General features: G+C 62.3%; 14 protein-coding genes. 2 read left to right on the top strand and 12 right to left on the bottom strand.

The annotated features are described in order from the left end of the window. Positions 1-130: 130 nt before the first annotated feature. Positions 131-736: a YqgE/AlgH family protein gene (locus tag ACFHWW_RS14590; RefSeq protein WP_018094455.1), complete on the bottom strand. Its 606-nt coding sequence runs from the start codon at positions 734-736 to the stop codon at positions 131-133. A gap of 204 nt (positions 737-940) precedes the next feature. On the opposite strand from ACFHWW_RS14590, the gene ACFHWW_RS14585 reads away from it, so the two are divergent. Both ACFHWW_RS14585 and ACFHWW_RS14580 read left to right on the top strand, forming a co-directional pair. Beyond that, positions 941-1768: a protein-disulfide reductase DsbD domain-containing protein gene (locus ACFHWW_RS14585; protein WP_379939040.1), complete on the top strand. Its 828-nt coding sequence runs from the start codon at positions 941-943 to the stop codon at positions 1766-1768. Between the two features lie 55 nt (positions 1769-1823). Then, entirely contained in the window at positions 1824-2309 is a 486-nt protein-coding gene (locus ACFHWW_RS14580; protein ID WP_018094453.1) for a peroxiredoxin, read from the top strand. Positions 2310-2517: 208 nt separating this feature from the next. Here the strand turns inward: ACFHWW_RS14580 and rnhA are convergent, their stop codons facing one another. The 11 genes from rnhA to ctaD form a co-directional block, all read right to left on the bottom strand. Next, on the bottom strand, positions 2518-2979 hold the full coding sequence (gene rnhA / locus ACFHWW_RS14575) for a ribonuclease HI (protein ID WP_018094452.1): 462 nt from the start codon (positions 2977-2979) through the stop codon (positions 2518-2520). Next, a complete protein-coding gene (locus ACFHWW_RS14570) occupies positions 2976-3956 on the bottom strand; it encodes a homoserine kinase (protein ID WP_379938893.1) in 981 nt (326 codons plus the stop codon). The genes rnhA and ACFHWW_RS14570 overlap by 4 nt, the downstream gene beginning before the upstream one ends. A 152-nt stretch (positions 3957-4108) precedes the next feature. Further along, on the bottom strand, positions 4109-5119 hold the full coding sequence (gene ispH, locus ACFHWW_RS14565; protein ID WP_379938891.1) for a 4-hydroxy-3-methylbut-2-enyl diphosphate reductase: 1011 nt from the start codon (positions 5117-5119) through the stop codon (positions 4109-4111). 92 nt (positions 5120-5211) lie between these two features. Beyond that, positions 5212-5979: an SURF1 family protein gene (locus ACFHWW_RS14560; protein WP_379938889.1), complete on the bottom strand. Its 768-nt coding sequence runs from the start codon at positions 5977-5979 to the stop codon at positions 5212-5214. A gap of 4 nt (positions 5980-5983) precedes the next feature. Beyond that, positions 5984-6331 carry a DUF983 domain-containing protein gene (locus ACFHWW_RS14555; RefSeq protein WP_379938887.1) on the bottom strand — a complete coding sequence of 116 codons (348 nt, stop codon included), beginning with the start codon at positions 6329-6331 and terminating at the stop codon, positions 5984-5986. After that, positions 6328-6429: a L,D-transpeptidase gene (locus ACFHWW_RS14550; protein WP_234819171.1), complete on the bottom strand. Its 102-nt coding sequence runs from the start codon at positions 6427-6429 to the stop codon at positions 6328-6330. Before ACFHWW_RS14550 ends, ACFHWW_RS14555 begins: the two co-directional genes overlap by 4 nt. Before the next feature lie 96 nt (positions 6430-6525). Next, the gene (locus tag ACFHWW_RS14545) at positions 6526-7404 is read right to left on the bottom strand and encodes a cytochrome c oxidase subunit 3 (protein WP_100669988.1); all 879 of its coding nucleotides are present in this window, start codon (positions 7402-7404) and stop codon (positions 6526-6528) included. A 61-nt stretch (positions 7405-7465) separates the two neighbouring features. Then, positions 7466-8062, bottom strand: a complete 597-nt coding sequence (locus ACFHWW_RS14540; protein WP_100669157.1) for a cytochrome c oxidase assembly protein — start codon at positions 8060-8062, stop codon at positions 7466-7468. Between the two features lie 11 nt (positions 8063-8073). Continuing rightward, on the bottom strand, positions 8074-8214 hold the full coding sequence (locus ACFHWW_RS14535) for a hypothetical protein (protein ID WP_010968907.1): 141 nt from the start codon (positions 8212-8214) through the stop codon (positions 8074-8076). Next, positions 8214-9164 (bottom strand): heme o synthase, encoded by a 951-nt coding sequence (locus ACFHWW_RS14530; protein ID WP_198516603.1) that lies wholly within the window; start codon positions 9162-9164, stop codon positions 8214-8216. Before ACFHWW_RS14530 ends, ACFHWW_RS14535 begins: the two co-directional genes overlap by 1 nt. A gap of 98 nt (positions 9165-9262) precedes the next feature. Beyond that, positions 9263-10951 (bottom strand): cytochrome c oxidase subunit I, encoded by a 1689-nt coding sequence (gene ctaD / locus ACFHWW_RS14525; protein WP_003532329.1) that lies wholly within the window; start codon positions 10949-10951, stop codon positions 9263-9265. Between the last annotated feature and the right edge of the window lie 5 nt (positions 10952-10956).

Raw genomic sequence — 10956 nt, 5'->3', positions numbered from 1 at the left:
ATGGCCCATTGGGCGAAGGGACAAGCGGCACGCTCCTCCTGCTGCTGGCTTGAGAGATGATCGAGCGACTGCCGCTTGCCGCTTCCCCCCGCCTGCGGGGAGAAGGTGCCGACAGGCGAATGAGGGGCAATCAAGCGTGGCCTGAGTCCGTCGAGAGCATCGCCGGGCTGACACCCATCAGGGCCAGCGCTCTGTCGTACTTCTCGTCGAGGTCCCGGCTGAAGATCAGCTCCTCCTGCGCAGGGCAGGTCAGCCAGCCGTTCTGGGTGATTTCGGCCTCCAGCTGGCCTGGGCCCCATCCCGCATAGCCGAGCAGCATGGTCGCCTTGAGAGGTCCCTCGCCGCGCGAGATCGCCCTGACGATGTCGAGCGTCGCCGTCAGGCAGATGTCGTCACTGACCGGAATGCTGGAGTCGCTCAGATAATCGTCCGAATGCAACACGAAGCCGCGCCCGGTCTCGACGGGGCCTCCGGCCTGGATCTGGAACTCGCGCGTAGCCGACGGCAGGCGGATGGCCTCATCCGGGTCCAGAAGCTGCAGGTGCAGCAGAACATCCGGGAAGGTCAGGCGCTGCGGACGATTCAGAATGAAACCCATCGCCCCGTCTTCCGAATGGGCGCAGACGAAGATGACCGTCCGGGCGAAATTGGTGTCGAACATGCCGGGCATGGCGATCAGGAATTGACCGTCAAGGAAGCCACGTTCGCGTATCGTATTCAGCACGTTTTTCGCCATGATGATGATAGCCTATCAATTCGCGACGAAATGAAAAGCGCTTCTACGTGGCGTTCGCCGATATTTGCGCCCACGCAAGCGACACCCTGTCCATGCTCTCGCCTTGCCCGATCAAGCAATTATGATCGCAGCGGCATATCGGGACCGCTGGAGGCCAAGGGCGAAACGCGATACAGCTTGGCCATGACCCGACGCTCGACCCCAATGAAGATGGCCCAGCGCATCGCGACGGCAAGCCTTCTCTTCGCTTTTTTTCTGCCTGCCCAGTCCTATGGAGCCGCCAGCGAATGGGTGACCTCGCCCGGCGGCGCTTTCCGCATTGTCGCTTCGCACCCGAACCCGGATGGTATCATTCCCGCCATTCTCGAAGTTCGACTGAACCCCGGCTGGAAGACCTATTGGCGCGATCCCGGCGCAAGCGGCATACCACCACAAGTGACCATCGATCCCTCCGGCGGCGTCTCGCTGCGGTCGATCCGCTTTCCAGTGCCGAAGACGTTCGGCGAAGGGCCCGGGCGCTACACCGGATATGACGCGCCGGTGGCTTTCCCGCTGATGCTCAGGAAGACCGGCAACGGCGGCGACGTCACCATCCGCGCCTCCGTCTTCCTCGGCATCTGCGAAGATATCTGCATCCCCGTGCAGGGCGATGTGACCCTTGCGCTCAAAAGCGGCGAGTTCGACAATCCGCTCGACGGTGCGCGCATCGAGAAGGCGCTCTCCGCGCTGCCGGAACAGCCATCCGAGAACTTCAGGGTGGTCACCTCGAAATTCGATGCGTCCGCCGGCAAGCTACGGATTGAGTTCGTGTTGCCGCCGGATGCGGCTGCCGGGTCAGCCGATCTCTTTCTCGCCGGACCGTCGGGCGTCTTTTTCGGCGTGCCGGTTTTTCACGATGCGCAGGGCGCCGAGCGCCGGGCCGACGTTCCGGTGAAGCTCTCCGGCAAGGACAAGAACGTCGCTGGAAAGCCGATCACGCTCACCCTGCGCGCGGGCAGGCGCAGCATGGAAACGACGCTTGCGTTTGATTGAGCCGACCCTATAGTCCTGCGAAACACCGCTGCTGCATAGAAACGAGGAGATACCAGTGACCATTGCCGTCGGAGACAAGCTGCCCAACGCCACCTTCAAGGAGAAGACCGCAGACGGCCCGGTCGAGGTAACGACAGAGCAGCTCTTCAAGGGCAAACGCGTGGTTCTTTTCGCGGTGCCGGGTGCTTTTACCCCGACCTGCTCGCTCAACCACCTGCCCGGCTATCTGGAAAATCGCGACGCCATTCTTGCGCGCGGCGTCGACGATATCGCCGTGGTCGCGGTCAACGACCTGCATGTGATGGGCGCCTGGGCGACCCACTCCGGCGGCATGGGCAAGATCCATTTCCTCTCGGACTGGAATGCCGCCTTTACCAAGGCGATCGGGATGGAGATCGATCTTTCGGCCGGCACGCTCGGCATCCGCTCGAAACGCTATTCGATGCTGGTCGAAGACGGCGTCGTCAAGGCGCTGAACGTCGAGGAAAGCCCGGGACAGGCGACCGCTTCCGGTGCGGCCGCGATGCTTGAGCTGCTCTGATTCTGAAGGCGCACTGCGTGCATCTGCCCCTCATCCGGCCTGCCGGCCACCTTCTCCCCGCACGCGGGGCGAAGGGACAAGCGGCATGCCCCGAAGGTCCCGCTTCCCCGCCTGCGGGGAAGAGAGGGCTGGACTAGTCCGGGTCGAACCCTAGGAAGAGGGGCAGCCGCAAGTGAAATCGCAGCCTCGCATTATATCCCATCCGAATTCACTTCACCGCGTCGGCGCGACGCGCTCTCTTGAACGGTTCCATGCCCTTGCGGGCGAGTTCGTCGGCGCGTTCGTTCTCCGGGTGACCGGCGTGGCCCTTCACCCAGTGCCAAGTCACGTTGTGACGGTTCCTCGCCTCATCGAGCGCCTGCCATAATTCGCCGTTCTTTACCGGCTTCCGGTCGCCGGTTTTCCAGCCATTGCGCTTCCAGCCGTGTATCCATTTGGAGATCCCGTCCATGACATATTTGCTGTCGGTATGGAGATCGACCTCACAGGGCTGCCTGAGCGCGTTGAGGGCAGAGATCGCCGCAAGAAGCTCCATGCGGTTGTTCGTCGTCTCCGCCTCTCCGCCGGACAATTCCTTCTCCACGTCGCCGTAGCGCAGGACCGCGCCCCAACCGCCCGGCCCCGGATTTCCCGAGCACGCACCGTCGGTAAAGATGTCGACGTGCTTCATGCCGAGGCCTCTTCGCGTCTGAGGCCGTATTCGGCGCTCGAGACGATGGCGCGGTGGAATCGGATCTTCGTCAGATATTCGAGCGGATCTTTCTTGACCACAAGCGCGCCCGGCGGCGTCGTCAGCCAGTCATAGAGGCGCGTCAGGAAAAAGCGGAGTGCGGATCCGCGCGCAAGCAGCGGCAGCGCCTCTACTTCTTCCGCCGTCAATCTCCGCACGCTCTCATAGCCGGAAAGCAGCGCCATGCCCTTGGTGATGTTGTAGGAGCCATCCTTCTCGAAGCACCAGGAGTTCAGGCAGATGGCGACGTCGTAGGCGAGGAAGTCGTTGCATGCGAAGTAGAAATCGATAAGGCCGGAAAGGCGATCGCCGAGGAAAAACACGTTGTCCGGGAAGAGATCAGCGTGGATCACGCCTTCCGGCAGATCCTTCGGCCAATGCTCCTCGAGAAAGGCGAGCTCCGTCGCGATCTCGTCCTTGAGGCCGGCTTGGACCTCGTCGGCACGCGCCTCGGAGTTCCGCCATAGCGGTCGCCAGCCTTCGACGGAGAGCGCGTTGGGGCGCTGCAGGGCAAAGCCCTCGCCCGCCTGGTGCATCGATGCGAGCGCCCGGCCGACTTCGCGGCAGTGCTGCGCCTCCGGCTTCCTCAGCCACATGCCTTCCAGAAACGAGATCACCGCCGCAGGTCTTCCGGAGAGCGTTCCGAGAAGCTTGCCGTCGGCGCGTGGAAGGGGCAGGGGGCAGGAAAGCCCCCGCTGGGCGAGGTGATGCATGAGGCCCAGGAAAAACGGCAGATCGTCGGCGTTTACCCGCTTCTCGTAAAGCGTGAGGATATAGGCCCCCTCGGTCGTGTGGAGAAGGAAGTTCGAATTCTCCACGCCTTCGGCGATCCCCTTGTAGGAGGTCAGCGATCCAACCTCGTAGGCGGCGAGGAAACGGATCAGCTCGTCTTCCGTGATATCGGTATAAACTGCCAAGGCGCGTTACTTTCCAGAGATGCGAATTGCGAGATATTAAGCGGCTAGAGCACTTCCAGAAAAGCGTGTGACGGTTTTCCGTCCGGAAGCGCGTTGGTTCAAATGGGGAGCATTTCAGTGTTTCCTTGAAACATCGACATGCTCTGGCCAAGCTACTCGCCGTTGACGAAGGCCATGTCGGCCGCCGTGAGTTCGACGTGCCGGAGCTCGCGGTTGACGAGAAAGTGCTCGTTTTCCTCCACCGTGTCGGCAAGCTCGACCGTGGCATCGTAGCGCTCGCGGAACGCTTCGATGATCTCGTTGACGATCACCTCCGGTGCGGAAGCACCCGCCGACAACCCGACCATCGAGATATCCCCCACCCTCGCCCAGTCGATTTCGGAGGCGCGCTGGACGAGAACGGCTTTCTTCGCCCCTGCCCTCAACGCAACTTCGACGAGGCGCTTCGAGTTCGATGAGTTGGGTGCGCCGACGACCAGGAAAAGGTCGCAGCCGGGCGCCGCCTGCTTCACCGCTTCCTGCCGGTTCGTGGTGGCATAGCAGATCGAATCGGCTGCAGGCGCCGTCAGGTTCGGAAAGCGCTCATGCAGCCGCTTGATGACGCCGGCGGTGTCGTCGACCGAGAGCGTCGTCTGCGTGACGAAACCGAGATTGTCAGGGTCCGGCGGCATATAGACCTCCGCATCCTCGACGGTCTCGACGAGGGAGACCGCCCCCTCCGGCAATTGTCCCATGGTGCCGATAACCTCCGGGTGTCCGGCATGGCCGATCAGCACGACGTGGCGTCCCATGCGATGATGGCGCATCGCCTGCTTGTGCACCTTCGAGACGAGCGGACAGGTGGCGTCGAGATAGAAGAGATTGCGCGCGTCCGCATCGGCCGGAACGGATTTGGGCACTCCATGGGCGGAGAAGACCACGGGCTGCTCGCGGTGCTCGGGCGGGATCTCGTCGAGTTCCTCGACGAAAATCGCCCCCTTGGCTTCGAGCCCCTCCACGACGTAACGGTTATGCACGATCTCATGGCGGACATAGACCGGCGCGCCGAACTCCTTGAGCGCGAGCACCACGATCTGGATCGCCCGGTCGACGCCCGCGCAGAAGCCACGCGGCCCGCAGAGGCGGATGGTGATCGGGGATTTTGCTGCTGCGGATGGGGCCATCATGAAAACGCCAGTGGAACGAACAAACCAGATGTCGGCATGCGCCATATATAGCGGCAACGACCGGGCACACAAGGAAGAACCGGCGCGCCCTACCGCCTGCGCCGATAGACGTAGATGCCGCTGACGGCGACGAGGGCGGCTGCAAGGCCGTACCAGGTCAGCGCATATTGCAGGTGATTGTTCGGCAGATCGAACTGGGTCACGCCGCCGATCGGAAGGCCGCCGGGATTTTCCGCTGCATCGGCATCGATAAAGAAGGAAACGACGCGATCGGATGCGATGCCGGCAGAGTCCGCCATCGCATCGAGGTCCTTCCAGTAGAAGATGTTCTTGGCGGCGTCGTTGTCCGGTACCAGCGACGACGGCTTTCCGGAAAGCTTCGGCCGCGCCAGGCCGTCGATCGCCACGCTTCCGGCGATCTGCCCTTCGGCCCGCGTGGAGGCGTCCTTCTTTTCGAAGGGGACGAAGCCGCGGTTCACGAAAATCGCCCGGCCATCGGCCAGCATGAGAGGCGTGAAGACGTAGAAGCCGGTACGGCCTTCATGGGTGGCGAAGAAATGGCGCTCCTTGCTGTGGTCGTACACGCCGGACACATGCACCGTCCGGTAGTCGATGTCTTCGCCGGCCGCGGCCATGGCCTCGATCTTGTCGAGCGAGACGGCCGGCGCCGAACGCCGCTCGGCAATTGCACCGATCAGCGCCTCCTTCCAATGCAGCCGTTGCATCTGCCAGGTACCGAGCGACACGAGCACGGCGAAAGCGGCGAGCACCAGGACAATGCCCGCCAGACGGCCGGCGCGGCTATGCGGGGCCGGCATGCGCTCGTCAACCACGGTCGATTTCACCCGGGCGTGCATTGTTTCAGTATTGCAGATTGATGAGCACGCCCTTCAGCAGGCGCGTCAGCGCCAGGCTCAAGATGGTTGCAAGCGGAATCCACAGGAGGAAATGCAGCCAGAGCGGCGGGTTGACGTTGATCTCCATCCAGAGCGCCGCGCCGACGACGACGAAGCCGACGATCAGGATGACGAAGACGACCGGGCCATCGCCGGAGTCCGCGAAACCATAATCGAGCTCGCAACTGCTGCAAGCCGGCCGAACCTTCAGCAGGCCGTCGAAGAGCTTTCCCTGGCCGCAGCGGGGGCAAAGACCCTTGATTCCCGTCATCACGGGATCGACGGGCGGGTAGAGCGCCTTGTCTTCGTTCATGGCGTGGTCACGATCGCGGTATTGTCGGGAACCATGTCCCGGATTTCGTCCATCTCGGCATTGGTAACGGCAATGCAGCCATTCGTCCAATCGAACATCTGCGTCAAAAACGCCGGCCAACCGAAATACCATATGTTCAAACGAAACGGGGCGACCTCTCGGCCGCCCCCGTCATCAACAAAGCAAAAACAGCATCAGCCGTGGGCGATCGGCGCGCCCCAGCCACCCCAGATGTAGATGGAGAAGAAGAGGAACAGCCAGACGACGTCGACGAAATGCCAGTACCAGGCCGCCGCTTCGAAGCCGAAGTGGTGCTTCGGCGTGAAGTCGCCCCGCAGGGCGCGCAGCAGGCAGACGAGCAGGAAGATCGTGCCGACCAGCACGTGGAAACCGTGGAAGCCGGTCGCCATGAAGAAGGTCGCACCGTAGATCGAATCCTTGAACGCGAACGGCGCGTGCGCATATTCGTAGCCCTGCACGTAGGAGAAGAGAACGCCGAGCAGGACCGTGAGCGTCAGGCCGTAGACGAGGCCCTTGCGGTCGTTGTGCAGCAGCGCGTGGTGCGCCCAGGTCGCAGTCGTGCCGGAGAGCAGCAGGATGACGGTGTTGTAGAGCGGCAGGTGCCAGGGATCGAGGACCTCGATGCCCTTGGGCGGCCAGACGCCGCCGGTAAACTCGGCGCGCGCGGCCTGGATCGCTTCGCCGGGAAAGAGGCTGGCGTCGAAGAATGCCCAGAACCAGGCAGCGAAGAACATCACCTCGGAAGCGATGAACATGATCATGCCGTAGCGCAGGTGCAGCGACACGACGCGGGTATGGTGGCCCTCATGCGCTTCCTTGATGGTGTCCGACCACCAGCCGAACATGGTATAAAGGATCAGCGCCAGACCGATGAAGAAGACCCACGGGTTGGCGAACTCAAGCCCGAACAACTTGAACGAGCCGCCGGAGAGATAGCGCATGTAGCCGACGCCGCCGAAGGCCATGACGAAGGCTCCGATGGAGGCAAGCAGCGGCCACGGGCTCGGGTCGATGATGTGATAGTCGTGTTGCTTCTGATGCGCTCCGGCCATGTCGATAACCCCCGATAGTCCTCTCTTGTCGCCGCCCGGCATAGCCGAAACGGCGCGCATGTCAAAGTTTGTTTTCTGCCTTCGCCTTCACTTGCGCGACCGGCTTGGAGGGTTCGCGCGGATAGAAGGTGTAGGACAGCGTCAAAGTCTTGATGCCCTTCGTCTCGACCGGCTTGACGATCTCCGGATCGACGAAGAAGACGACCGGCATCTCCATTTCCTCGCCCGGCTGAAGCGTCGTCTCGGTGAAGCAGAAGCATTGCACCTTGTTGAAATAGGCACCGGCCGCCATCGGCGTCACGTTGAACGTCGCCTGGCCCGTCGTCGGCGTCGAAGCCAGGTTCTTCGCACGGTACATGATCTGTACCGTCTCGCCGATCCTGATGTCGATATCCCGTTGAACCGGGACGAACTCCCAAGGCAGTCCGGCAGCGACATTGGCGTCGAACGTAACCTTGACCTTCTCGTCGAGGATGAGGTCGGATGCCTGCTCGACCCGCTGCGTCGTACCGTTGTAGCCCGTAACGCGGCAGAACATGTCGTAGAGCGGAACGGCGGCATAGGCCATGCCGATCATGCCGGCCACAAATGCAAGGCACGTGCCGACGATCACGCCGTTCGAGCGTTCCTTCCGATCTGCCTGTCCATTCTCCGCCATGCGCAACGCCTTCAATTCACCATGCCGCCGCCGACCTTGACCAGCGTGACGACGTAGAAAATCGCGACCAGGGCCGCCAGCACGATACCGAGCGCGATGTTGCGGCCGCGGCGAGACTTCTTCTGAGCCTCGTTGAGTTCGACGGTTTCCATCAGACGATACCTCCAAGCCAGATCCGGGCGATCGCGTAATCGACCAGAAGCGCCGAGAATATCGCGAAAAGATAGGCGATCGAGAATGCGAAGAGCTTCTTCGCCGGTACCATGCGCTTGTCGCCTTCGGGCATGCGCAGCACACCCAGCGAATACCAGACGAAACCGAGCCCCATGGCCGTGGCAAAGGCTCCATAGCCCAGGCTCGCGAAGCCGAGCAAGGTGGGACAGACGCCGCTGATCGCGGTGAGCACGGCATAGATGACGATCTGCCGCTTGGTCGTCGCCTCGCCGCAGACATTCGGCATCATCGGCACGCCGACCGCGCCGTAATCGCCCATCTTGAAGAGAGCCAGGGCCCAGAAATGCGCCGGCGTCCAGAGAAAGATGATGAGGAAGAGCACGATGCTCTCGACCGACACGCCGCCGGTCACGCAGGCCCAGCCTATCATTGGGGGGAAGGCCCCGGCGGCTCCACCGATGACGATGTTCTGCGGCGTCGAGCGCTTCAGCCACATCGTGTAGATGGCCACGTAGAAGAAGATCGTGAAGGCGAGCAACCCGGCTGCGAGCCAGTGAACGGCGAGCCCGAGGATGATCACCGAGAATGCCGACAGGGTCAGCCCGAAGGCAAGCGCCTCCTGGGGCAAAATCTTGCCGGCCGGAATCGGACGCTTGGCCGTGCGGCTCATCACCGCGTCGATATCCGCGTCGTACCACATGTTCAGCGCACCGGAAGCGCCGGCTCCGATGGCGATGCAGAGAATGGCGGTGAAGCCGATGAACGGATTGATATGGCCGGGGGCAAGGATGAGCCCGGCGAATGCGGTGAAGACGACGAGAGACATGACGCGCGGCTTCAGGAGCTCGAAATAATCGCGCGCAGAGGCCTCGGAAAGTCGCGGTGCGCCTTCCATGCCAACTACCTCGTGATTGTCGATGACCGTCATGTCCGTACCTTGAACTTGCTGCGGCAAAAACAGCCGCGTCACGCCGGTATCCCGGCGGGGAGAAGCCGCCGAAACCGGCGGCTTCTGTTCGTTACCCGTCACTTGATCCGCGGGAGCTGCTCCCACTGGTGGAACGGCGGCGGCGAAGACAGCTGCCATTCCAGGGTGTTGGCGCCCTCGCCCCAGGGGTTATCCCCCGCAACGCGCTTCTTGGCGAAAGCTTCGGCGACACAGAAGAGGAAGATCAGCACGCCGACCGCCGCGATGTAGGAGCCGTAGGACGAAACCATGTTCCAGCCGGCAAAGGCGTCCGGATAGTCGATGTAACGGCGCGGCATGCCTGCGAGCCCGAGGAAGTGCTGCGGGAAGAAGATCAGGTTCACGCCGACGAACATCACCCAGAAATGCAGCTTGCCCAGAAACTCCGAGTACATGTAGCCGGTCATCTTCGGGAACCAGTAGTACCAGGCCGCGAAGATGGCGAAGACGGCGCCGAGCGACAGCACGTAGTGGAAGTGCGCCACCACGTAATAGGTGTCGTGCAGCGCACGGTCGAGGCCGGCATTGGCGAGCTGGACGCCCGTCACGCCGCCGACGGTGAACAGGAAGATGAAGCCGATCGCCCAGACCATCGGCGTCGCGAAGCGGATCGAGCCACCCCACATCGTCGCGATCCAGGAGAAGATCTTCACACCCGTCGGCACAGCGATGACCATCGTCGCGAAGACGAAGTAGCGCTGCGTCTGGAGCGACATGCCGACCGTGTACATGTGGTGCGCCCACACGATGAAGCCGACGGCGCCGATCGCGACCATGGCGTAGGCCATGCCGAGATAACCGAAGATCGGCTTGCGCGAGAAGGTCGAGATGATGTGGCTGACGATGCCGAAGCCCGGCAGAATCAGAATGTACACTTCCGGATGACCGAAGAACCAGAACAGGTGCTGGAACAGGATCGGGTCACCGCCGCCTTCCGGCGCGAAGAAGGTCGTGCCGAAGTTGCGGTCCGTCAGCAGCATGGTGATCGCGCCCGCGAGAACCGGCAGCGAGAGTAGGAGCAGGAAGGCGGTGATCAGAACCGACCAGGCAAAGAGCGGCATCTTGTGCAGCGTCATGCCCGGAGCGCGCATGTTGAGGATGGTGGTGATGAAGTTGATCGCGCCGAGGATCGACGAGGCGCCGGCAATGTGCAGTCCGAGGATCGCGAGATCCATCGCGGGCCCTGGCATGCCGGATGTCGAGAATGGCGGATAGATCGTCCAGCCGCCGCCCGCGCCATAGGCGCCTGCAGGGCCTTCGACGAACATCGAAAGGAGCACCAGCAGGAAGGCCGGCACGATCAGCCAGAACGAAATGTTGTTCATGCGCGGGAACGCCATGTCCGGCGCACCGATCATGATCGGCACCATCCAGTTGGCGAAGCCGCCGATCAGCGCCGGCATGACCATGAAGAAGATCATGATCAGCGCGTGAGCGGTCGTGAAGACGTTGAACATGTGCTTGCCGCCGTCGATGGCAGCATCACCCTCGAAGCCATAGACCATTTGGGCCAGACCGTGGAAGATCTGGATGCCCGGCTCCTGCAGTTCGGCGCGCATGAAGACCGACAGCGTACCGCCGATAATGCCGGCGATGATCGCGAAGATCAGGTAGAGCGTACCGATGTCCTTGTGGTTGGTCGACAGGAACCAGCGCTGAAAGAAAGTCAGCGGCTTGTGCGCGTGGTCCGCGTGGCCATGATCGGAATGATCATGGCGTTGATCGTGATGAACGGCTGTTCCAGCCATGGTCA

This window comes from Sinorhizobium sp. P24N7 (assembly GCF_042436655.1).
In the GTDB taxonomy this organism is placed as follows: Bacteria; Pseudomonadota; Alphaproteobacteria; order Rhizobiales; family Rhizobiaceae; genus Sinorhizobium; species Sinorhizobium meliloti_A.
The sequence above is the reverse complement of the archived record's forward strand: the minus strand, read 5'-3'. Positions and strand labels throughout refer to the sequence as shown.